Raw genomic sequence first — 23243 nt, 5'->3', positions numbered from 1 at the left:
AAATCGTAGCTTAACTATCGAATAAAGCCAAGAGATGTCTCAAATCGTAGCTTAACGTCTGAATAAAGCAATAGATCCTACTCTACACAATTTAATCCACATACTATATACCTCCCATCTCCCACATAACCAAATAAATTCTTTAACGCTTTAAACCAATAATATTTTATCATTTCATTCTATTTGAAAATGTTCTATAATAGAGGCAATGAATTTTATAGGAGGATCATAATGACGATTAATTTAAAAAGTGCAAAATCACCTTGGTCTAGTTTAGATGGTGTGGATCAATTAACTCTTCATCCTATTAAAAAAGCATTCAATAAAGAAGTCATGATTCCAGGTAGTAAGAGTGTGACGAATCGTGCTTTTATTTTGGCTGGTTTTAGTAAGGGTACTTCTAAATTATCTGGATACTTAAAAAGTGATGACACATACTGGTGTATAGAAACAATTAAAAAACTAGGTGCCACTGTTGAAGCTGTAGGTGATGAACTTCATATTACGGGTATTAATCGTTCAGAGTTACCTGAGAAACAACAAGTATTTATTGGTTCTGCTGGTACAACGGCACGATTCTTACCAGGTATTTTAGGTACTCAAGAGAAAAGTGAAATCACAATTACTTCAACTGAACAACTTGCTGGTAGACCTCATAAGACTTTACACGATGCGTTAAAACAATTAGGTGTTAAACTAACGTATCTTGAAAAGGAAGGTCAGTTACCTGTGACAATCAAAGGTGCACCAGAAACGGGCGGAAAAGTTTCAATTGCTGGTAATCAATCAAGTCAATTTATAAGTGGTTTATTAATGGCGGCACCTTTATTTAACAAACCAACTGAAATTGAACTTACGACTAAGATTGTTCAAAGCGCCTATGTGGATATTACAATTGAAATGATGAAACAATTTGGCATACATGTAGATGTATCAGATGATTATACACATATGAAAGTAGAACAAGGTGAGTATGAAGCGGCTACTCTACCATTAGAAGCTGACTTATCAACAGCATGCTATTTCATGGCATTAGCAGCACTTAATAAGTCTACGATTAAAATTAATCATTTAAATATGGAAAGTCATCAACCTGATTTAGAAGTTGTCGATATTCTTGAAAAAATGGGTGCAAGTGTTGAAAAAGGTACTGATTATGTTGTGATTTCTGGTCCTGAACAATTAAAAGGGAACTTAACAATTGATATGAATGCTTGCTCAGACCAAGCTTTAACAATTGGTAGTTTAGCTGTATTTGCTGATGGTCCAATTACAATTACAGGTGTAGAACATATACGTCATCATGAATGTAATCGTGTAACTGCATTAACAGAAAGTTTAACAAAATTAGGTATTGAAGTTACTGAACATCAAGATGGTTGGACTATCACACCGGGTGATGTAAAGGCAGCAACATTAGATACTTATGATGATCACCGTGTTGCAATGTCATTAAGTCTAATGGGTACTAAAGTTGATGGGATTAAATTATTAGATCCTTCATGTGTATCAAAGACTTGCCCAACATATTTTGAAATGTTAGCATCGTTAGGTATATCGGTTGAGTATCATTAACGAAAACTTGAGTGCATATTGTAAATATGCTATAATGCTACTGTTATAATAGACAGGAGGACCGAGTCCATGCATACATTTTTAATCGTCTTATTAATCATCGTTTGTATTGCATTGATTACCGTCGTATTACTTCAAGAAGGTAAGAGTACTGGTTTATCTGGTGCAATTAGTGGCGGAGCAGAACAATTATTTGGAAAACAAAAACAACGTGGAATAGATTTAATTTTACACAGAGTTACAATTATTTTAGCAATTTTATTTTTCTTATTAATGTTAGCAATTACTTACTTCAAAATGTAGTGGTCCGACTGTATTGTCGGACTTTTTTATTTATATACAAGTAAAAAAACGATACAATAGAACTAGATTATGTTAAAGGATGGTCATTCATGAGAATTCAATTACCTAAACCTTTCTTTTTTGAAGAAGGAAAAAGAGCAGTATTACTTTTACATGGATTTACAGGTAATTCATCAGATGTTAGACAATTAGGACGTTACTTACAGAAAAAAGGGTATACATCATATGCTCCGCATTATGAAGGTCATGGTAGACCACCAGAAGAGATATTGGAATCAAGTCCATATGTATGGTTTAAAGACTGTTTAGATGCATATGATTTTTTAGAAGAAAAAGGATATACTGAAATAGCAGTAGCTGGATTATCATTAGGTGGCGTCTTTAGTTTAAAATTAAGTTTAAACAGAGATGTAAAAGGTATTGTAACTATGTGCTCACCTATGTATATAAAAACTGAAGGCACGATGTTTGAAGGTGTATTAGATTATGCTAGAGAATTTAAAAAGTATGAAGGCAAAACACCTGAACAAATTGAAGAAGAAATGAAACATTTTCATCCTACGAATACTTTGAAAGATTTACAAGAAACAATTCAAGGTGTGAGAAATCAAGTAGACGAAGTATTTGATCCATTGTTTGTTGTACAAGGTAAACTAGATGAAATGATTAACCCTGATTCAGCTAATATTATTTATAATGAATCATCTTCTGATGACAAAAATATTAAATGGTATGAAGAATCTGGTCATGTTATAACAATCGGACAAGAAAAAGAACAAGTATTTGAAGACGTATATCAATTCTTAGAATCATTAGATTGGTCCGAGTAACACACATAATATAAACGAGAAAGGAGGCCCACTATGAATCTAAGAGAAGAAGTTGAAGAAATCATCAATGATAAAGAATACAGTCCTATGACAGTAAGTGAATTTCAAGATGTAATGGGACTTAGTAATGCTGATTCATTTAAAGAATTAATTAAAGTTCTAGTTGATTTAGAACAGACGGGTCAACTAGAAAGAACAAAAACGGATAGATATAAGAAGAAAAGTAACAAATCAGACCTTGTAAAAGGTACTTTGAGTCAGCATAAAAAAGGATTTGCCTTTTTAAGACCTGAAGATGACACAATAGAAGACATCTTTATCCCACCTAATCAGATTAATAAAGCGATGGATGGCGATGAAGTATTAGTAGAAGTTGTGCCATCTCGTGGAGATCATAAAGGTAAGATTGAAGGTAGAGTTAAAGCAATTACGACACGTAATATTACGCAAGTCGTTGGTACTTATACAGAAGCGAAACATTTCGGTTTCGTATTACCAGATGACAAACGTATTACACAAGATATCTTTATTCCTAAAGGTAAAAATCTTGGTGCAATTGAAGGTCACAAAGTATTAGTAGAAATTACAGAATATGCTGATGGTACGCATAATCCAGAAGGTCATGTTAAAGCGATTCTAGGTCATAAGAATGATCCAGGTGTCGATATTTTATCTATCATATATCAACATGGTATTAATATTGAATTTCCTGATAATGTTATTCAAGAAGCTGAAAATGTACCAGATCAAATTAGTCCAGACGAAATTAAAGGTAGAAGAGATTTAAGAGACGAACTTACAATCACGATAGATGGTGCAGATGCGAAAGATTTAGATGATGCTGTCTCTGTAAAAGCTTTAGACAATGGTTTAACAGAACTTACAGTTAGCATTGCTGATGTCAGCTACTATGTAACAGAAAATAGTGAGTTAGACAAAGAAGCATATGACAGAGCAACAAGTGTATATCTTGTCGATAGAGTAATCCCTATGATTCCGCATAGATTAAGTAATGGTATTTGTTCATTAAACCCTCATGAAGATAGATTAACATTGAGTTGTAGAATGGAAATAGACCAACAAGGTGAAGTCATCAGACATGATATCTTTGAAAGTGTTATTCACTCAGATTATAGAATGACATATTCAGATGTAAATGCCATTATTGAAAATGACGATCAAGAAATTCGTGAAAAGTATTCAGAAATTACACCAATGCTTGATTTAGCACAACAACTATCAAAACAATTAATCGCTAAACGTAAAAGACGTGGGGAAATTGATTTTGATATTAAAGAAGCACAAGTATTGGTAGATGAAGATGGTATACCTACAGACATTAAAGTGAGAGAAAGAAATGATGCAGAGCGATTAATCGAAAGCTTTATGTTATCTGCTAACGAAACAATTGCTGAACACTTTAGTAAACTCGAAGTGCCATTTATCTATCGTGTCCATGAGAATCCAAAAGCAGAAAGATTAAACCAATTCTTTGAATTTATTTCAAACTTTGGACTTGCTGTTAAAGGTTCAAGTGAAGACATACACCCTGCAACATTACAGAAAATTGTAGAAGAAGTTGCTGGACAGAAAGAAGAAATGGTTATTTCTACTTTAATGTTAAGAAGTATGCAACAAGCTAGATATAGCGAAGATAATTTAGGTCACTTTGGTTTGTCAGCAGATTACTATACACATTTCACATCGCCAATTAGAAGATATCCTGACTTGATCGTGCATAGATTAATTCGTAAATATTTAATTGAAAAATCTATGAACAGTAAACAAATTAGACATTGGGAAGAAATGTTGCCAGATATCGCTGACCATACTTCTAAACGTGAGCGTAGAGCAATTGACGCTGAACGAGATACAGATGACTTGAAGAAGTCAGAGTATATGATTCAACACGTTGGAGAAGTGTTTACAGGTATTATCAGTTCAGTAGCGAACTTTGGTATGTTTGTAGAGCTAGAGAACACAATTGAAGGTATGGTTCATATCTCTAACTTAACAGATGACTACTACAACTTTGATGAGCGTAATATGGCAATTATAGGTGAGCGCCAAGCTAAAGTATTTAGAATTGGTGACAAAGTCGAAGTTAAAGTAATTAATGTTAACGTTGATGAGCGTATGATTGATTTTCAAATTGTTGGTATGCCAATAGCTGAAAAGAATAGAGAACGTTTAGCAAGAGAAAAAACAATCAAAGCTAAAAAACGTGGTACAGCTAAAGAACAAGATAAACCTAATAAGCATAAAAAAGGTAGAGCTAAAGGTAAACAAGGCGGCAATCAAGGTAAACAAGGTAAGAAAGATAAAAAGCCTTATTACAAAGCAAAAGCTGTGAAAAACAAAGCAAGACGAAAGAAAAAATAGAAAGTAGGTGATGGATGTGCCAAAAGTTCAAAGTAAACCATTAGCACAAAATCGTAAAGCAAGCCATGATTACACAATAGAAGATACGGTTGAAGCGGGTATTGTACTTCAAGGTACTGAAATCAAATCCATTCGCCGAGGCAGTGCAAACTTAAAAGATTCATATGCGCGTGTATTTAATGGAGAAATGTATGTATATAACATGCATATCGCGCCATATGAAGAAGGTAACCGATTTAATCATGATCCATTGAGAAACCGTAAATTACTTTTAAAAAGAAAAGAAATCGATAAACTCTTTGGTATTACAAGAGAAAAAGGGTATGCATTAATCCCACTTAAACTCTACATTAAAAACGGTTACTGCAAAGTTCTTTTAGGAGTAGCTAAAGGTAAACGTGACTATGATAAGCGACATGCATTAAAAGCAAAAGAAGCAAAACGTGACGTTGAAAGAGCAATGAAACAACGATATTAAGCAATTTGTATTGAAAAATCAATCAAAAATTGTTAAGATTAAATATACTTCTGTTAAAAGGAGTATATTTCTTATTGAGGGGACGTTACGGATTCGACAGGGGTCCCCGAGCTTATGAAGCGTGTCGGAGGGTTGTCTTCGTCATCAACACAACAGTTATAATAACTGGCAAACAAGATAATTTAGCAGTAGCTGCGTAATAGCACTCTGCATCACCTAACCGCATCGCCTATGTGCCGTTAACGTGATTCAACTTAAGTAGGATACGCTCGTCACTGCCGTTTGAAGTCTGACGAGAAGAGATTAATCAAGCTAGCATTGTCTTCGGGTGTCAGTCCCCTGAGACAACGCGAAACCTTAACGACTAGACTACACACGTAGAAACATTTGTATCAGGATCTCTGGACGCGGGTTCAACTCCCGCCGTCTCCATATTTCACCCCATATATGACGGGGTTTGACCTAACAGGTGTCAAAAAAGGTGTCAAGAGAATAATTCTCTTACTTTTTGACCCTGTTTTTTTATATTCATCAAGTAAATGTGAGAAAGTATCAAGTATTTGTGAAATTGTTTCATGTCCCAATCCCTTACTAATATATTCAACAGGCCGCAGCTAAAAAGAAACCAGGTTTAAACGCAACAGCATTACCATCATCAAATAATATATTAGCAGGTCAATATATCAACTTCTTCTCAGTAACTAAAAAAGATGGCTACTGGTGGGCAGAGTTTGAATACCCAACCAATACTAAGGCTGGTTTTCTTTATTGTACATTAGGATCTATTACACACAAAGATGAGAGGTTAGAAAAAGAAACAAAATTATGGTTTAACTTGAAGACTACAAGCCAGAAATAGGTGTGATATAATTTTATAAGAGAAGCATTTTTTGCTTCTCTTAATTTTATTTAAAGGAGCAAAATTAAGTGAAAACTAAAATATTCAGTTTTATATTTGTTATTTTATTATCGTCTTCAACGTTATTTGAAGTAAATGCAGCAGAAATTCCTGTGCAAAATAATGATAATAGTAATTTAAGTACTAGATTTTATGTAGATACATATGCGAGTGGAACATCAAAAACTAAAAACCAAGCTATAGGTTACATAAATTCTTTAGAGGGTAAAGGTTGGGATTTTGATGGATACTATGGATGGCAATGTTTTGATTTAGTAAACTATTATTGGAACTATTTATATGGTCATGGTTTAAAAGGCGCTTATGCAAAGGACATACCATTTGAAAATAATTTTAATGGTGAGGCAACTGTATATAAAAATACACCAAGTTTTATTGCACAGCCAGGTGACTTAGCAGTTTTTAATAGTAATTATGGTCAAGGAGCAGGTCATACTTCAATTGTGACGAATGGTAATATTGATGGTAATTTGTTGAAGTTCCAAAGCTTAGATCAAAATTGGTATGGTGGAGGATTAAACAAAACCGAAGTAGCCCAAAGAGTCAATCATAACTATGATACAGAAATGTGGTTTATAAGACCGACGTTTAATAATAATTCGACAAGTGGTTGGCAACAAAACCAATATGGTACTTGGTTTAAATCAGAGTCAGCAACATTTACATCTAACACTTTAATTATTAAGAGGTATGATGGTCCTTTTAGAAGTATGCCACAGGCTGGAAGTATTACTTCAGGTCAATCTGTAAAATATGATGAAGTATGTTTACAAGATGGACATGTTTGGGTAGGTTATACAGATAGTAAAGGCAAACGTACTTATATCCCAATACGTACATGGAATGGAGTAAATCCACCAAATCACGGAGTTGGTTCGTTATGGGGTACAATAAAATAATTTATTATGGTTTAACTTGAAGACTACAAGTAAAAAGTAGTATTATAGATTTACTCTATTTAGTTTAACCACTAGGTAGTTCATACACACAAACTCCACTTCTTTTACGCAGAGTGGGGTTATTTTTTGTTATAGTATTCATAGCAACCTTTTGGTTACAAATGAAATAGTATAAAACCCTATCTGGTCGTAAACTAGCTAGGGTTATCTATATGAAAGTAATAAATTATTTCATAAAAGAAATTTTCCGAAATTAAAGTTATAAAAAAAGTTAATAGGGTATCTACTTATTATATCTTTTAATTGGGAGTGGTGTTATGAGCCAAATTTTGATTGCTTTAAAGGGAAATAATTATTTTTTAGCTAATGAGGACTTAACTGAATTATATGATAAAGTAAAAAACATAAAAAATTCTAAGGAGAAAGCTGTATTAGTATTTGGGAGATTTGTAAACAGTGATGAACAAAATTATGATAATGGTAGTCATACAACAGCACTTCTGATGGTGGATAAAATAATAGGATGGAGAACTTTAGATTAATATAAGTCATTCTGTTATTAAATTATGAATCATTCTGAAATTAACTAATTATTTTTGTTTATTAGATGAAGAAGTGGGTATTTATAACTTGTATCTATAATATATACAAGTATAGTTGAAGGGACCAATTTTATGAAAGAAATTAACTATCAAGATTTAAGTGATGATTTATTGTATGTTTCTACATTATTAAATCAAAAATTAAATGGAGACTTCAATAATGATGTAGAAATAGCGATATTAGAAGATTGCATTACTAAATTAAAAAGCACTATTATACAAAGTCCTGATTTTAAAAGAAAAGTGTGATTGAGTATGTTAAACTAACTTTAGACATATTAAACACATATGATTGCGAGCCTGCTTATATAAATAAGTAGGTTTTTAATTTCAATAAATAATTTTAATGATACAATAATTATAGTTTGAATCTATTATCTCCGTTTTAGATTTAAACTCATATTTAAAAATCCTTTGCACCTCACAAATAAGTGGGGTGTTATTTTAAAAAATGCAAGGTTGGTGTGCTTATGAAATTAGGTAAATATAAAATTGATTCTGTTTGGTCAAGTATTATAGGTGGATTTTTTGTTGTATCAGTATTCTTTCCATTTATGTGGGTTTCTATTTTAGTTTTACTTGTTTTTGCGATTAAGAAAGATAATGAATGATTAATTTATCATTAAACTTATATTATATTTGAAATTCAAGTTGCAAGCGAAATTACCCTTTGTAACACCTTGTGATATATCTGTACTCAATAACACTTTCTTACCATTCTCTGACACCTCTAACTTATTAATCTCACATTCAATCGTTTTATAATACCCATCTTCACAATACTTAATTGTAGCTAGTGCATCATAAAATAATTTTTGTGCGAACACATCGTTCAAATCACGTAAAGCTAATTTATCGAACACAGGCTTATCTACTTTGTTTTGGTCTTCGATAAAACCGTTAATCGTTTTATATTGTTGTGACATCGTCGCGAATGACACCCACTTAATCATCTTAAGTCATCCTGGGATATTACTATTCAAATACTTTTTAGGTATCTTACGATAATCCGTTTCATACTTATAAGGCTCTGGCATACTATGAGTAATGATTTTCAATTTAAACATCTTACGTATAATTAGTAATTTTATTATTCGAACAAAGATACTTTTTTTGTAAAGTTGATTTATTCGCTCAAGTGTCAAACGCATATTAATTTAGTTATGATTAGTGATATTTCTATACAAAGTTAAATTCTTATAAACGTTAAACTTACAACATTTTACTACCATTTACATACACTAAAAAAGGATGCCGTCTGCATTATATAGCCTATAACCCTTGTGGTTATGGGCTTTTTATTTTTCACTTCCTAGTTACGCCCCAACATATAAAAATACACCCAAGATCACATTAGATTTTAGAGTGTAACAATTATAAATATTTTACTATTTCTTTTCGTGTACTAGGGTACAATGGAAATTTTAGTGAAGAATAGAAGGTTCAGCTCAAGCTTCATATGAAAGTTCTAAAGGAGTTCAAAATGGAGAAGCAGACAAAGACCAACTAGCAGAAAGGTATCAATCATGGGTTAATATTGGTTTAATGACTTAAGAAGAATTAGTGAATTAACCAACCAACCTCCCACTACGTGAGGTTTTCTTATAAGGAGGAATAATGATAGCAAGGAAAAATTTCTATAAATGTTAGAATTTTGAGTGATATATATAATGATTTGTGATACTAATCACAATTGTTTATTCTTATGTATAATGGGGTATATTTTAAACTAATATAATTTTATAGAAAACATGAGGAGATAACAGTGAAAAATAAAATTAAAAACACATTCGATAAATTAGTTAAAAACGGTCAACTTGAAAAAGGATTACACAAAGCAAACGATATGTATAAAAAGAAAAGTGGAAAAGACTATTCGAAGTATATAGACAAAGGCATGGATAAATTAAAGAAATAATACAAAATTTTGCGATGTAAATTTGTATATGGTAAATTAGCTCTACTTAACATTTATATAGAACTTTAAATCCTATCTAGCGAAAAAACTAGGTAGGATTGTTTTTATATGTGTCTCAATAGTATACCGTGATATAAAAATTGTGTTATGTTAACTTTAAAATAATTTTGGAGGGTTGTATATGAAACAATTAAGTTTTAAGCAAGTTGATGTATTCCCGAATGAACCATTTAAGGGAAATCCAGTTGCGGTGATTTTTGATGCTGATGACTTAACGGTTGAACAAATGAAAGATATAGCTAGTTGGACTAATTTATCTGAAACTACTTTTGTTTGTACGCCTGATGATGAAAATGCAGATTATAAATTAAGGATTTTTACTCCTAACAATGAATTGCCTTTTGCCGGTCATCCAACCATTGGGTCTTCTTATGCAGCATTACAAAATGGTTTAATACCTAAAAACAAAGGTTATCTTGTACAAGAATGTGGAGTTGGTTTAGTAAAGATAGATTACACGGAAGATAAAACTTATTTTAGCTTACCTGAACCAAAAATTAGTGATATAGAACTAAAGCAATTAGAGGGAATAATTGAAAGCTTAGGTATAAATGGTGAAGATGTAATTCACTCAAAAAAAGTTAACATTGGAGCTGAATGGCTAACTTTACATATAAAAAATTCTAGTATTGTTAAAAGAATTGAACCTAATTTTGAGCAAATGAAAAATTACATATACGAAGGAACGACTGGTGTAACGATTTTTGGTGAAAACGAAGATGATAAAGATACAACTTTTGAAGTTCGATCATTTGCACCTAACGAAGGCGTAAATGAAGATCCTGTATGTGGAAGTGGTAATGGGTGTGTTGCAGCAGTGAATGAACTATATGGTTTGATAGTAAATAAAGAGTACTCCAATTCACAAGGAGAATGTATAAACCGAAATGGCAGAGTTTATATTAGGCAAGAAGATGGATTGAAACTTGGTGGAATTTCAAAAATCGTAATTGATGGAAAAATTAGAATAGAGAATTAAAATTTAATGAATAGGATTATATTTGCTTATTTTATAAAAGCGTAGTATTACTATATATAAGCACTTTTTAGTGCTAGTATTTCTTAATACAACTTCCAATACTTGCCCTTTCACTTTATGTGATGGGGTTTTATGATATATTTAATTAGGTGGAAGAGGTTTAAATATATAAGAGGCAGACTGCTACAGGCAGCATCCTCTTTTTTAATCTTCTAATATCTCATCTATATCTTCAATTTCTCTTACATCTACTATCTCTTCTTCAATAATCGAATCTAATCTTTTGCTAATCTCATCTTCAGACCAACCAGTTTCTTTAAGTGGCTTACTAATTTTCATATTATATTCTCCTTAGTGTGTTAGTTAATTATACACTATATCAATTAGATTAATATGGTTTTTAAAATATCTCAATAATACAAACTATTTATAATTTTAAAATATTCATTGTAGCTATATACATTTTATGCATAATTGGTATATAATGTAAAAAGTTGATGTGATAAAATTTTAAAGGAGAATACATATGAATTTTAAAGGTTTTGAAATTCAAGTAAACTATAAAGGAAATTATGATTTTTTTACTAGTGATAATAAAGCACTTATTCTTAATCAAGATGGTGAAATATCTATATCGTTTAAAGTAATTGGTGATAGTATTTCAATTACTAGTACAAATTATGATACTGAGATCATTATTGATACAGCGAATAAAAAAGTTGAAATAAATATTCCTGATCCATTGGAATTTGAGTAAGTTAGAAAGATTAGCCCACCATAATTGGTGGGCTTTTTTTATGTATTTTTAGAAATTAACATAAAATGTATGATTAATATAGAAGGGCTTCAGGAGGTGTTTTAAGATGAGTACTTTAATAAAAAATGTTATTAAAATTATAATTCTTATTTTAATGATATTAGTTTTAGTTTCTTATGTTCAAGGTAATATAAATACAGTAATTTTCTGGATACTTTACTTTGTTTTTATTTTTATTCAAATTTATATTGATAAATTTAGACAAAGGAAAAGATAGTAATGAAAAAGTTATGTCTAAGTATCGTAGCAACTTCTGGTTTGTTAAATACCTTAAGTATGCGATTTCATAGTGCAGAAGCTCAGGTAACACCTATAGAAGAAAAAACTTATATCCAAGGTAATAAAATCTCTTCACAATATGTTGATGATGGAACAACATATTGTGAAGAGATTTTACTGGAGATTACTTCGTTGAGACAAAAATATATAAAAATAATATTTCTAGTAAGAATCTAACTGAAAAAATTTATAACTCAGTTGAAAATGATACATTAGTTCAAAAAAATGAAGACGGTAAAATTATTTATTCAGAAAAAGTTGATAGTTTTTTCCAGAAATAAATACAAAAAATACCTCGACAACTAATTCTCAAAAAGATATTGTAATGATGGCTAAAAAGAAAGCAAAATGGTACAATCAGGAAAAGCATGGAGTGGTAGTAATAAAGCTAAAAAACTTACTATCGGTGCATTAGCCATTACCATAGCAGCAATTACAAAAGTACCTAGAACTTATACATGGGTAATTAATATCGCGAATTTCTTTTATCAAAGTACAGCGAGAACCGTTTATTATAAAGCTGTTCTTTAAAAAGATGCAAATAGTTATAAATATAGACTAACTGTTATGACTCAATATATTTTTTATAAAGATAAGGCTCATAAGAAGAAAATGGGCGCTAGAAATGTAGTTTTCAGACCATAATAAGTATTATATTTTTTTATGAAAAAGAATGGATCAGAATATAAATTATAGTTTTTAGTAATTTTATTATACGAACAAATATTCTGCTTTTTGAAGTAAATTTATTCGCTCAAGTGTCAATTGAGTTATGATTAGTGATATTCTTTACAAAGTTAAACTCTTATAAACGTTGTACTTACAACGTTTTACTACCATTTACATATTCTATAAAAGGACGCCGTCTCCAATATATAGCCTATAACCCTTTATGCCTCAGAAAACCCCTCTCAACCGCAATGGTTGAGAGGGGTTTTTGTCTTATTTTTATGTACTTGTGTTTAATTTTTTAAATTTACTTTTATAAAATGTTACCAATACTAATGATAACCAAGATAGAATAATCACTATTTTAATAGACCAAATAATATGTGCATTATTAATATATAAGCTTGCCAATGAACTTACATTTGTAAATATTATAAGACCTCCAACACCTATTGCAAGGACACTAACTGGAAGTGATTTTACTAACCAAGCAGATATAGGAGCAGCTACTACGCCACCTAAGCTTAAGGATAATACTAAAATCCAATTGATTGATGACCAATCTAAAAATATTAAAAATCCTATCGAAGAGGCTACGGTAACAAAAAATTCACTTGCTGAAACTGTACCAACAACGTACCTTGGTTCTATTTTTTTACTTGATAATAACATAGGTGTGTTTACGGGTCCCCAGCCACCACCTCCAATTGAATCAAGTAATCCAGCTACTGCAGCTTGTGGTACTAAAACAAAATTAGATATCTTTTTTACACCAGTAATTTTTGGTTCATCTGGTTTATTTTTAAATAGAAATTGGTAAATGATATAAATACCTAAAGATAATAAGAAAATTGAGATAAATGGTTTGATGAAAGCACCATTAATATTACTTAAAAAGAATGCACCTATAAATGCAGCAATTGAACCAGGGATAGCAAGTTTCAAGACTGATGGCTTGTGGACATTTTTAAACTTTAAATGTGATGTTCCAGCTGCGGCAGTCGTAAGAATTTCGGCAAAATGGACTGTTGCTGATGCTATAGCAGGGGCAACTCCAAATGTAAGTAACACTGATGCAGATGAAGCGCCATATCCCATTCCAAGGGAACCATCTACTAATTCTGCTAAAAATCCAGCTAAAGCAAATATAATAATTTTATTCATGTAATAGCCTCCATTTAATCATTAATTATATTAATCCTATCTGTTTACTAAGGATTAGTATAAATAGTATCTTTTATTTATATTTATGTCAATAATAAATATAGATATGTTAGATGTAGATATTTATAAACTATTTAAAGTATGATGTATTTACAGTATGATGTATTTACAGTTAAATTTACTATAGTAAAACCCCTCTCAACCGCAATGGTTGAGAGGGGTCTGGCGAAACAATTATATTTAACACAAATATTTCGATAAAAAGAATTATAAATTTTAATTTTCTACTATACATATTGTTCATTATGATTATCTATAACGAAACATATGTTGCTACGAAATATATTCATGTTTTAACAATGCCATGATATATGCATCTTTGTATTTACCTTTTGTATAAAATTGTTCTTTAAGTAATCCTTCTATATTGAAACCTTGAGATTCGTATATATGAATTGCTTTTTCATTATCTGTATCAACATATAAATAGATCTTATGCATGTTTAATATATCAAATGCATAGCTTGTTGCTTTTTCAAAAGCAAATTTAGCATATCCTTTACCATTAAATTCTGGTTTGATAATTATTTGAATTTCACAATTACGATGAATATAATTAATTTCGACTAATTCTACTATTCCCACAACTTGATTTTCATCTTCTACAATAAAACGTCTTTCGGATTCGTCTAATAAATGCTTATCAAATAAATATTGAAGTTCCGTTAAAGATTCATAAGGCTCTTCAAACCAATAAGACATGATTGAATATTCATTATTCAATTTATGGACAAATGGTAAATCACTAACTTCTAGTGCTCTAAGTTTCATATTAACACTCCTATATTTTTCTATTTCTAGTTTAACGAATGATTATAATCATTAGCAAATATATAGGGAAATTAATTTTTGTGGATTCTCTTTATTTAAATGTAATCTAACTAAAGAACAAAAGAGAATAAATGAAATGGAACAAGAACTCAAACAACTGAGAATGGAAAATGATATATTAAGACAGGTTAAAAACCTTCAAAAATGTAAATAAATAGTTTGAAACGAAACAACTAATATCATCGTGTGATATTGGTTGTTTTTTATGAAAAATAATAGGGATTCACTGACTATAAATGAATTTTAATGTTTTTAATAATAATGAATAGTAAATGTTGAAAATACAATTTAGCGCTATTAAAATTGTAAAAAATAGGTATTGTAGATTGTATATAGGGTAAAGGAGCAATGTGGAATGGATAAGTGAAATCAAAGAATTGAAAGTGGAAATGGTTGGCTTTACGCACTTTTAGGTTGTTTAGGTGGAATTATGATTGTAATTACAATTGTTGGTGTGATTTTAATTCTTTTTTTCTTTGCTATAGATGAAGAGATTAATGAAAAAGAGGAAGTGCATATAGCTCGTAAAGAAATTTCGAACAAGATTTATGAATTAGTTGATACGGTTAAGAATGATGGAGTAGAAATAACATTGGTTAAAGCTGAAATTGTAAAGCCTACTGATGATCTAAATTTTCCACCGAATAATGGTAAAGCTTTGAAAGTTTATTTCAAATTTAAGAATAATAATGATGCACAAGTACTAATTCAAAATGATGGTTTTAGCATGAAAGTTAATGGAGAAAACTATCAAGAATGGTTTGGTAATAGTGATAGGGCAGTTGGTTTCTCACATCAACTAAATAAAGACAATACAGGTTCTGGATATATCGTATATGATGTACCTGATAATGATAAATATACTTTGGAAATGAACTTTATGCCAAACATTGAGCCGACTCAAGCAAAATGGGAAATAAATAGTTCGAGTATTTCTACGGTGAATAACACATCTAATAAATATACTGTAGAATCTTCTGATATTGAACAATAGTAGAAGCTTATGGTTATAGTTGTTACTCATAGAAAGGAATAACATGTCGGACTATGAGATTTTAATGATAGTCTTTACTGTCATTGCTTTAGTCATGATTAAAGAAAACCAAAAAAAATAACCATCACTAACTTTGATCGAGTTTGATGGTTATTTAAGCATTTTTACAAAGTCACCGTCTTTTTAACGGGCTCACTTGGGTGATACACAATATGTGTGTCGCCCTTTTTCTATATATAAATTAACATATTTCATTTATGTTGTCTATTTCAAATGACAGGTGGAAGGTGTAGAAGAATAAATAAAATATTTACGCTCAAAATTAAATATAAAAAGTATATACTAATCAAGTGTAATTAGATTATAATCAAGTTAATAAGAATATACTTATATTAGGGGGAGAAATATGAAAAAGCTAATTGTTTTATTATTATCATCATTACTAGTATTAGGCGCATGTGGAGAGAAAAAAGAAGAATCAATATTAGATCCTGCACCAAAAGAAGATAAAAAAGAAAAGAAAGAAACTAAAAAAGAAGATAAAGAAAAGAACGATTCGAAAGATAAAGAAACAACTAAGGAATCAGAACCTAAAACAGAAGAAGAGTCTACTGAGGAAAATATGACTAATGAACAAGAATCTTCAAACGAACAAGAGTTAACTAGCTCAATTGATTACAACAATATAACTGATAGAAATTCATTAGTTCAAATTTTGAATGGTAATTATACTGAAGAGCAGAAAATTATTGCTTACAATAGTGCAGTTTCAAATGGTGTTATCCCTCAAGGCAATGTACTCGAAGGGCCAGCACAAGCTGCATATGAAAGTTCGTTAAGAGTTGAAAGTGGACAAGAAAAATCTATTTATGATGAACAAGCTAATGAAGATGAAGAAGAAACTTACGATTATGAGAATAATGGTGTATACAGAACTCCTGAAGAACAAGCTGCACATGAAGAATGGGTTAATGGACAGGACGAATGGAATAATGCAACGGAAGCTGAAAAAGAAGACATTAGAAAACGAAATGCTGAAAAATATGGATATGAATATGATTCAGCTGATAATGAATAACAGGATTTCGTAAAAAACATAAAAAATAATCATTACTAATTTTGACCGAGTTTGAAATAAATTAATAGCTCTTAATGAGATAACCTATTGGGGGTGCTACTTTTGACAAATAAAGCTTATGTTGAATTTTATATAGATTGGTATTGTATGTTTTATGATATATATGAATATGAAGTGAACTTTGGATCTGGCTTATATGGAGATTTTAGAAAAGAATTTCAGCCATATTTTCATATGATTCGAAATGATGGAGAGCATACTAGTTTTTTTGGAGTTAATAAAGAGAAGTCTGAAGAACGGGTAAAGAAAATAAAAAACAATACTAATCATTGTTTATATGAGTTGTATCACATGTTAAAAGGCAAAAAAATATATGATTTATTATTTGACCCAAAAGAACATTTTATTGAATTCCAAAGTAACCAACCAAGCTATTGTAATAGAGTATTACATGATTTAGTAAATGATTATTTCAATAGCGAACCTTATTACCCTTATTCTGAGATACTGAATGTACCTGTAACAGATGCAGATCAGGAGATTATTGATGCGTTTAGAAAAGTTTTTGCAGGGGTCGATGTAAAGACTTATCTTTCCATAGATGAATATACGAATAAAACATTTGAATTACATATTACTTTAGATAAAGAAGAGGAGAGTCGCCAGAAAATTGAAGATTATGAAAAGGAAAATAATATATTATTATAAGTATCTTCCTAACTATAGATACTAGAGTAATTGAAGAATAAAATGAATGTTTATATTTAACAAAAGTCCTAGCTATTTTATTAGCCAGGACTTTAATTATTTTTCCAATCTAAATATGCTGATGGCTAAGCCGATTAAGACGGTGCCTATTGCATAGTCGAGGATGGATTTAAATTTATGGTTATTAAATAATTGTCTTATGTAGTTAAATAGGAAGCTACAGATAAAGAACCACACAAATACTGTAATGATAAATAAAGTGGATAGAATGATTATTGTCATTGATCCGTCTTGTTTTGTAATAAATTGAGGTAATATACTCACATAAAATAGTATTGCTTTCGGATTAAAAATTGTACTTAAAAACCCTTGTTTATATGATGATGTCAGACTAATATTAGACTGAATTGTTGGTTCAGTTGTAATGTTAAAAGTCTTTTTAGCATTTAAAATGGTCTTTACACCTAAATAGGCAATATAAACAGAACCTAATATTTTGATAGCACTAAATACATAATATGATGTAGTTAATATGAAAATTAATCCAAATGCTGCTAAAGCTGAATAAAAAACATGTGCACTTGATATACCTAAACCTGCCATAATGCCATTTTTAGCATTTCCTTTTAAAGTATTATTTAATACAATGAAGAAATCTGGTCCTGGAATAATAATAATCATTAAAGCAATAACTACGAAACTTAACCAATTATCCATATATGCAACACCACTTAGTTATGTTTTATTTTAAATAATATAACAAAGAAATATTAAAATAACTATACTATTTTATGATTAAGTGGTATTTTTCGCTGAATTTAAAGGATATCTTAGGAGAGTAGTTATATGAATATTGGTGGATATAGAAGCGGTGCTATTGAAGAAGATTTATATTTGTACGTAAAACTTGTTATGATCATATGACTAGTTTTTTATATTAAATTTAAAAGGAGGTTTAACAAAGAACCTAAAGTTAATAAAATTCCTAAAGCAAATATAAATATATTGAAGAAACTTTTGCCTTCCCAGATAAATATGATAATGCTTATAAGTATTAGCGTAATGCCACATATTAAGTACATAGTGCCTCAGTCTGGTCAGAATGAATGTTTTTTGAATATCATTATTTTATCATAAACTGTTAAGATATTAATGTGAAATCCTTACTTTATTTTACATATCCATTCTTATCTAAAAATTAATAAAAATATTCAAAGGGCAATGTGTTTCGACATGTTGCCCTTATTTCATAAGTATATTACTATTATTCCATAACTAATGTTATTTATTAATTGTAGAATTAATTAAAATACTAAAGGTGATTAAATGAAAGCATTCATTTTGTTGATGGCATTTATTTTTGAAGGTTTACTGATATTACTAGGAATAGGCTTTGATCTTTATACTGAACATATCGGTATTAGAGATGCATTTTATGATACATGGATTACGAGTCACTTTCCTACTAAAAGGAATGCGTTAGGTACGTTAACAGCAGTGGCTTTTGCTTATCTTTCTTTAATGACAATGTTTATTATTGTCCATATTGTTTATAGAGAAAAGGGAGAAAAAATTAAAATAATGTCTGCTTTATTTATTTTAGGCACTATGGCTTATGCATTTTATATATTTATAAAAGGTATCAATTATCTAGTTGAATTTGTTTTAGTACATTTATAAATTAAGATAGGAGGCGTCATATGGGTAAAGAAAATAAAAAACATAAAGCTGATAAATTATCTTTTGGAGATTTTTTAGAAGGCTTCTTTTATATAGGAGATATTATCAGAGCAATATTCGTGACAATTCCAAGAGCTATAGGCTGGATATTTAGAATCATATTTCGGTTATTTGACTAAAAACATCGTAAAGGTGTTTTTTATTTTTTTGAGATTATAGCCATTGGATATTCCTTGTTAATACATATAATAACCTTGATATTTTAAGGTAAATTAATTAAATTGAGCGAAATTTCAAAATATAATTATAAAATATTCAAAATTTGGTATAATAAGTAAAATGAATATTTAAGTAGGAGTAAGTGTTATGAAAAAGATTATATTGTTATGTGTAAGTATTTTATTCTTAGCAACCATTGCAAGTGGTTGTAGTAATGGAAGTACTGATAATAGTGAAAAAGAAAAAGTAAAACAAGAGAATACAGCATTAAAAAGTAAACAAAAAGAATTAGAAGAGACAAATAAAAAGCTGAAGGAAAAAGTAGAGAATTCCGAGAAACATTCAAATAATAATGAGAAATCTAGTCAAAATAGTACTCAAGAAAAATCATACAAACCTGGTACGACAGACAGAATTCCAGTTGATTTAGCGGGTACAGTTGATGGAGATACTGCGAAATTTATTTATAATGGCAGTCAAAAATCATTTAGATTTTTACTGATTGATACACCTGAAACGAAACACCCAAGATTAGGTAAACAGCCATTTGGTCAAGAAGCATCAGATAGAACGAAAGAATTGTTAACTAATGCAAATAAAATTGAAGTAGAGTTTGATGTAGGTGGACAAACAGATAAATATCAACGTTATTTAGCATACATATATGTAGATGGTAAAATGCTTAATGAAATATTGGTCAGAGAAGGATTAGCTAAAGTAGCATATGTATATCCACCTAATACAAGATACTTAGATCAATTAGAAAGTGCACAAGAAAAAGCAAAAGAAGAAAAATTAGGTATTTGGAGTTTAGGAAGTGCATTTGAAGATAATCAAGCAAGTACACAACAACATACAACTGAGCAACCAGCATCAAGTAATACGCAAAGTTCAAATGGAGCAGGAAGTGCTACAACACAAACACCAAATAATACTTCTCAAAATGCAGGGTCAGAATATTATCCAAACTGTACGGCACTTAGAAAAGTATATCCAAATGGCGTACCAAGCACACATCCAGCATACAATGCTAAACTAGATAGAGATAAAGATAACTTTGCATGTGAAGTAAATTAAATTTATTTTTATGTATCTTAGTTAAAGTAGATCATTATGTATAATAACATTATATTTTTTATCTTAAGGTTATTAATCTATTTCTTAGCTATTTGGGGATGTACCACTTTAACTAATTATTTGGAATTAGGATATGTTTGGAGTTTAGTTGTACTATTAATCGTAATGACTTTAATTAGTATTGTTGTTGAAACGGTATCCATTAGAATTAGAAATAATAGATAATTAACCACACTAAAAAACCCCCTTATTTTCACGGAATAAGGGGGTTTGGTGTTGACCATGATGGAAGCTATCATGTTTGTAATATATGGAAATATTATACAATAATGTTAAGTCCAATTCGAAAGCTTTCTTTTCAATTATAAATGTATATATACTGAAATTTAGCGTGTTATGTACCGTTATAAGTGATACAATAGATTTTAAATTATTTAATGTGAGGTTTGAATGATGACAAATGTATATTTTTTAAGACATGGTGAAACGGATTGGAATTTGGAAGGTAGAACTCAAGGTAGAACAGATATTCCTTTGAATCGTAATGGTGAATTACAAGCAAAGGAAAGCGGTGCTGCTTTAAAAGATAAAAAAATTGATTTGATTATTACGAGTCCTTTAAAAAGAGCTAAAAAAACTGCTGAAATTGTGCAAGAACAATTGAATGTAGATTTGATTGAAAGAGAAGCGTTTATTGAATTATCATTTGGTGACGCTGAAGGTATGACGCTTGCTGAAAAACTCGAACGCTTCCCAGATCGAATATATCCTAATAGTGAAGATGGGGCTAGCATCGAGCGTAGATTTTTAACAGGATTAGCTGAAATACATGATAAATATCATAATCAAAATGTAGTAGTCGTATCACATGGTGCCTTTATTAATGCCATATTATATCATTATTCAAATGGAGAAACAGGGACAGGAAAAATTAAACTTGCAAACGGTGGTATTACATCATTAAAAATATCAGACGATAAAGTAGAAATATTAGAATGTAATCAAGTGAACCACTTGTCTCAATATAAGAAAATTGGTGAGATATAAAGGATGATTGTATGAAAATTAGAATGTTCGATTTAAAAGATGCTAAAGCAGTTAGTGAAATGATTATTCACACATTGAGAACAACTAATGTAAAAGACGAACCTGTTGATGAAATTGAAAAAGTTGTGAGTAGCATGACACCTGAAGCAATAATTGAAAGAGCAAGTTTTACAAATTTTTATATATTTGAAGAAAATAATCAAATAATAGCAACAGGTGCAATAGGACCGTATTGGGATAGCCAAACTGAAAGTAGCTTGTTTACCATTTTTGTATCACCAGATCATCAAGGAAGAGGTATAGGTAAGCTTATAATAGAAACCCTTGAAAATGACTATTATTATAAACGTGCACAACGTATAGAGGTTCCAGCATCTGTTACAGCAGTAGAATTCTATAGAAAGTATGGTTATGATTTCAAGAATGGTATCAAATTTCAAGATGATGAAGGTATTTATAGAATGGAAAAATTTAATAAAACTACCTAAGCTTTAGTTATCTATATTTCTATATTCATAACTTAAACTTATCATTCAAAATACTAAATTTGTCATATTTATTATGATTCATTTGTGATAGTTTGAATATAAAGGAAATATAGAAAGAAAGAGGATATTATGTTTGTTTTCATTTTAACGGAAGTGTTATTGCCGCTTCTTATTTTAATTTTTGTTGGTTTTTTACTACAGAGAAAGTTTGCATTTAATTTAAAACATTTTTCTACACTGATTACTTATTGTTTAATGCCTGTTGCGGTTTTTGCGAATATTTATGATATTACGATTCAGATGGATTTGCTGTTAAAGGTTCTTTACTATATTGTAGCTTATAGTTTAGTTATGATCTTAATTGGTAATTTATTTGCTAAAGTATTGAACCTTCAAAAAGGTGAGAGTGCTGCTTTAAAGAATAGTATCTCTTTGATGAATTCTGGTAACTATGGTTTGCCGGTCAGTCAATTAATTTTTAGTCAAAATCCTATTGGTGTTGCGGTACAAATCTTCGTGCTTATTTTTCAAAATCTACTTACGTATTCTTATGGTATGTATAATTTACTTTCCACTACTAAAAGTTTAAAAGATATAGTCATTTCTTTTTTGAAGCTACCTGTTTTTCATGCACTGATTTTAGGTATTATATTTCAAGTAGGGCATATTAAATTATCTCAAGTGTTTCTAATTCCTATCCACCAAATTTCAGATAGTTTTGCGCCAATCGCTTTAATTTTATTAGGTGCTCAATTAGCGCATATTAAATTGAAATTATTGCATAGAGCAATTATGGGATCGTTGATTGGTAGGTTGATAATTGGACCGCTTATTGCACTTAGTTTAATTTATTTATTCCATATTGATGGCGTTATTGCACAATCTTTATTTATAGCTAGTGCCTTTCCAACTTCAAGAAATACATCAACGATTGCTTTTGAATATGATGTGGAGCCAGAACTACATGCTCAAATTGTATTATTCTCTACATTATTGAGCTCAGTCACAGTTTCAATTGTTATTTATTTGTCATATATACTATTTACTTAAGTAAAAATCGTTTAAATTTATAATGTCCATGCTTACTATGATTTAAGCGCGGACATTATTTTATTTGTATACCATTAGATGAAAAGTGTATATTATTATATTTAAATATTAAGTTGACACTATAAAAAAGTGAGCGT

At 30.1% G+C, this 23243-nt stretch carries 29 protein-coding genes, 1 other RNA gene and 2 pseudogenes; 26 read left to right on the top strand and 6 right to left on the bottom strand.

Features of this window, described 5'->3' with window-relative positions:
• Positions 1–231 precede the first annotated feature (231 nt).
• From aroA to ssrA, 6 genes are all read left to right on the top strand, one after another.
• Positions 232–1575 (top strand): 3-phosphoshikimate 1-carboxyvinyltransferase, encoded by a 1344-nt coding sequence (gene aroA, locus LQ675_RS03260; RefSeq protein ID WP_239726615.1) that lies wholly within the window; start codon positions 232–234, stop codon positions 1573–1575.
• 69 nt (positions 1576–1644) lie between these two features.
• Positions 1645–1878 (top strand): preprotein translocase subunit SecG, encoded by a 234-nt coding sequence (gene secG / locus LQ675_RS03255; RefSeq protein ID WP_025906376.1) that lies wholly within the window; start codon positions 1645–1647, stop codon positions 1876–1878.
• Positions 1879–1967: 89 nt separating this feature from the next.
• Positions 1968–2708: an alpha/beta hydrolase gene (locus tag LQ675_RS03250; RefSeq protein ID WP_058591602.1), complete on the top strand. Its 741-nt coding sequence runs from the start codon at positions 1968–1970 to the stop codon at positions 2706–2708.
• 33 nt (positions 2709–2741) lie between these two features.
• On the top strand, positions 2742–5090 hold the full coding sequence (rnr, locus tag LQ675_RS03245) for a ribonuclease R (protein WP_048539898.1): 2349 nt from the start codon (positions 2742–2744) through the stop codon (positions 5088–5090).
• Between the two features lie 16 nt (positions 5091–5106).
• Positions 5107–5568: an SsrA-binding protein SmpB gene (gene smpB / locus LQ675_RS03240; RefSeq protein ID WP_025906370.1), complete on the top strand. Its 462-nt coding sequence runs from the start codon at positions 5107–5109 to the stop codon at positions 5566–5568.
• A gap of 78 nt (positions 5569–5646) precedes the next feature.
• Positions 5647–6003, top strand: a transfer-messenger RNA (tmRNA) gene (gene ssrA / locus LQ675_RS03235).
• A gap of 49 nt (positions 6004–6052) precedes the next feature.
• On the opposite strand, the pseudogene LQ675_RS03230 reads toward ssrA, so the two are convergent.
• A pseudogene (locus LQ675_RS03230) lies at positions 6053–6176 on the bottom strand (site-specific integrase); the annotation flags it as partial.
• On the opposite strand from LQ675_RS03230, the gene LQ675_RS15075 reads away from it, so the two are divergent.
• The 6 genes and pseudogenes from LQ675_RS15075 (at position 6167) to LQ675_RS03205 (ending at position 8599) form a co-directional block, all read left to right on the top strand.
• Complete coding sequence (locus LQ675_RS15075) at positions 6167–6427, top strand: hypothetical protein (RefSeq protein WP_443874743.1); 261 nt, start codon at positions 6167–6169, stop codon at positions 6425–6427. The pseudogene LQ675_RS03230 and the gene LQ675_RS15075 overlap by 10 nt on opposite strands.
• A gap of 257 nt (positions 6428–6684) precedes the next feature.
• Positions 6685–7071, top strand: a pseudogene (locus LQ675_RS03225) (CHAP domain-containing protein); the annotation flags it as partial.
• Positions 7054–7386 (top strand): SH3 domain-containing protein, encoded by a 333-nt coding sequence (locus LQ675_RS03220; protein ID WP_269668962.1) that lies wholly within the window; start codon positions 7054–7056, stop codon positions 7384–7386. The pseudogene LQ675_RS03225 and the gene LQ675_RS03220, both read left to right, overlap by 18 nt.
• Before the next feature lie 317 nt (positions 7387–7703).
• On the top strand, positions 7704–7928 hold the full coding sequence (locus LQ675_RS03215) for a hypothetical protein (protein WP_048539896.1): 225 nt from the start codon (positions 7704–7706) through the stop codon (positions 7926–7928).
• A 132-nt stretch (positions 7929–8060) separates the two neighbouring features.
• Positions 8061–8237, top strand: coding sequence for a hypothetical protein (locus LQ675_RS03210; protein ID WP_153653758.1), 177 nt, complete (start codon positions 8061–8063; stop codon positions 8235–8237).
• Positions 8238–8458: 221 nt separating this feature from the next.
• A complete protein-coding gene (locus LQ675_RS03205) occupies positions 8459–8599 on the top strand; it encodes a hypothetical protein (protein WP_167401695.1) in 141 nt (46 codons plus the stop codon).
• Here the strand turns inward: LQ675_RS03205 and LQ675_RS03200 are convergent, their stop codons facing one another.
• Positions 8600–8941: a YolD-like family protein gene (locus LQ675_RS03200; RefSeq protein WP_075577746.1), complete on the bottom strand. Its 342-nt coding sequence runs from the start codon at positions 8939–8941 to the stop codon at positions 8600–8602.
• Positions 8942–9753: 812 nt separating this feature from the next.
• Here LQ675_RS03200 and LQ675_RS03195 point away from each other — a divergent pair.
• Together LQ675_RS03195 and LQ675_RS03190 are read left to right on the top strand one after the other, a co-directional pair.
• The gene (locus LQ675_RS03195; RefSeq protein ID WP_075577747.1) at positions 9754–9906 is read left to right on the top strand and encodes an Rv0909 family putative TA system antitoxin; all 153 of its coding nucleotides are present in this window, start codon (positions 9754–9756) and stop codon (positions 9904–9906) included.
• Between the two features lie 181 nt (positions 9907–10087).
• Positions 10088–10945, top strand: coding sequence for a PhzF family phenazine biosynthesis protein (locus tag LQ675_RS03190; RefSeq protein ID WP_239726616.1), 858 nt, complete (start codon positions 10088–10090; stop codon positions 10943–10945).
• Between the two features lie 204 nt (positions 10946–11149).
• Here LQ675_RS03190 and LQ675_RS14965 read toward each other — a convergent pair whose 3' ends face one another.
• Complete coding sequence (locus LQ675_RS14965; protein WP_255209530.1) at positions 11150–11284, bottom strand: hypothetical protein; 135 nt, start codon at positions 11282–11284, stop codon at positions 11150–11152.
• A gap of 187 nt (positions 11285–11471) precedes the next feature.
• Here LQ675_RS14965 and LQ675_RS03185 point away from each other — a divergent pair, with 187 nt between their 5' ends.
• The 3 genes from LQ675_RS03185 (at position 11472) to LQ675_RS03175 (ending at position 12572) form a co-directional block, all read left to right on the top strand.
• Complete coding sequence (locus LQ675_RS03185; RefSeq protein WP_048539894.1) at positions 11472–11702, top strand: hypothetical protein; 231 nt, start codon at positions 11472–11474, stop codon at positions 11700–11702.
• Between the two features lie 279 nt (positions 11703–11981).
• Positions 11982–12218: a hypothetical protein gene (locus LQ675_RS03180; RefSeq protein ID WP_048539893.1), complete on the top strand. Its 237-nt coding sequence runs from the start codon at positions 11982–11984 to the stop codon at positions 12216–12218.
• A gap of 171 nt (positions 12219–12389) precedes the next feature.
• Entirely contained in the window at positions 12390–12572 is a 183-nt protein-coding gene (locus LQ675_RS03175; RefSeq protein ID WP_048539892.1) for a hypothetical protein, read from the top strand.
• A 417-nt stretch (positions 12573–12989) separates the two neighbouring features.
• Here LQ675_RS03175 and LQ675_RS03170 read toward each other — a convergent pair whose 3' ends face one another.
• Positions 12990–13874 carry a sulfite exporter TauE/SafE family protein gene (locus LQ675_RS03170; RefSeq protein WP_048539891.1) on the bottom strand — a complete coding sequence of 295 codons (885 nt, stop codon included), beginning with the start codon at positions 13872–13874 and terminating at the stop codon, positions 12990–12992.
• A gap of 333 nt (positions 13875–14207) precedes the next feature.
• Positions 14208–14705: a GNAT family N-acetyltransferase gene (locus LQ675_RS03165; protein WP_239726617.1), complete on the bottom strand. Its 498-nt coding sequence runs from the start codon at positions 14703–14705 to the stop codon at positions 14208–14210.
• A 490-nt stretch (positions 14706–15195) separates the two neighbouring features.
• On the opposite strand from LQ675_RS03165, the gene LQ675_RS03160 reads away from it, so the two are divergent.
• The 3 genes from LQ675_RS03160 to LQ675_RS03150 all read left to right on the top strand — a co-directional run bounded on the left by LQ675_RS03160 (position 15196) and on the right by LQ675_RS03150 (position 17545).
• Positions 15196–15759 (top strand): DUF4352 domain-containing protein, encoded by a 564-nt coding sequence (locus LQ675_RS03160; protein ID WP_239726618.1) that lies wholly within the window; start codon positions 15196–15198, stop codon positions 15757–15759.
• Between the two features lie 406 nt (positions 15760–16165).
• Positions 16166–16837, top strand: a complete 672-nt coding sequence (locus LQ675_RS03155; RefSeq protein WP_048539889.1) for a hypothetical protein — start codon at positions 16166–16168, stop codon at positions 16835–16837.
• Positions 16838–16939: 102 nt separating this feature from the next.
• Positions 16940–17545, top strand: coding sequence for a hypothetical protein (locus LQ675_RS03150; RefSeq protein ID WP_048539888.1), 606 nt, complete (start codon positions 16940–16942; stop codon positions 17543–17545).
• Between the two features lie 96 nt (positions 17546–17641).
• On the opposite strand, the gene LQ675_RS03145 is transcribed toward LQ675_RS03150, so the two are convergent.
• Positions 17642–18262, bottom strand: coding sequence for a LysE family translocator (locus tag LQ675_RS03145; protein WP_048539887.1), 621 nt, complete (start codon positions 18260–18262; stop codon positions 17642–17644).
• 609 nt (positions 18263–18871) lie between these two features.
• Between LQ675_RS03145 and LQ675_RS03140 the strand changes: the two genes are divergently transcribed.
• From LQ675_RS03140 to LQ675_RS03115, 6 genes are all read left to right on the top strand, one after another.
• Positions 18872–19225, top strand: coding sequence for a hypothetical protein (locus LQ675_RS03140; RefSeq protein ID WP_048539886.1), 354 nt, complete (start codon positions 18872–18874; stop codon positions 19223–19225).
• Between the two features lie 20 nt (positions 19226–19245).
• Positions 19246–19404, top strand: coding sequence for a hypothetical protein (locus tag LQ675_RS03135; protein ID WP_153653764.1), 159 nt, complete (start codon positions 19246–19248; stop codon positions 19402–19404).
• 187 nt (positions 19405–19591) lie between these two features.
• On the top strand, positions 19592–20521 hold the full coding sequence (locus tag LQ675_RS03130; protein WP_048539885.1) for a thermonuclease family protein: 930 nt from the start codon (positions 19592–19594) through the stop codon (positions 20519–20521).
• Positions 20522–20974: 453 nt separating this feature from the next.
• On the top strand, positions 20975–21568 hold the full coding sequence (locus LQ675_RS03125) for a histidine phosphatase family protein (RefSeq protein WP_075577754.1): 594 nt from the start codon (positions 20975–20977) through the stop codon (positions 21566–21568).
• Between the two features lie 11 nt (positions 21569–21579).
• Positions 21580–22056: a GNAT family N-acetyltransferase gene (locus LQ675_RS03120; protein ID WP_058591587.1), complete on the top strand. Its 477-nt coding sequence runs from the start codon at positions 21580–21582 to the stop codon at positions 22054–22056.
• Between the two features lie 129 nt (positions 22057–22185).
• Positions 22186–23106: an AEC family transporter gene (locus tag LQ675_RS03115; RefSeq protein ID WP_048539882.1), complete on the top strand. Its 921-nt coding sequence runs from the start codon at positions 22186–22188 to the stop codon at positions 23104–23106.
• Positions 23107–23243: the final 137 nt, after the last annotated feature.

Source organism: Mammaliicoccus sp. D-M19 (assembly GCF_022386695.1).
In the GTDB taxonomy this organism is placed as follows: Bacteria; Bacillota; Bacilli; order Staphylococcales; family Staphylococcaceae; genus Mammaliicoccus; species Mammaliicoccus sciuri.
The sequence above is the reverse complement of the archived record's forward strand: the minus strand, read 5'-3'. Positions and strand labels throughout refer to the sequence as shown.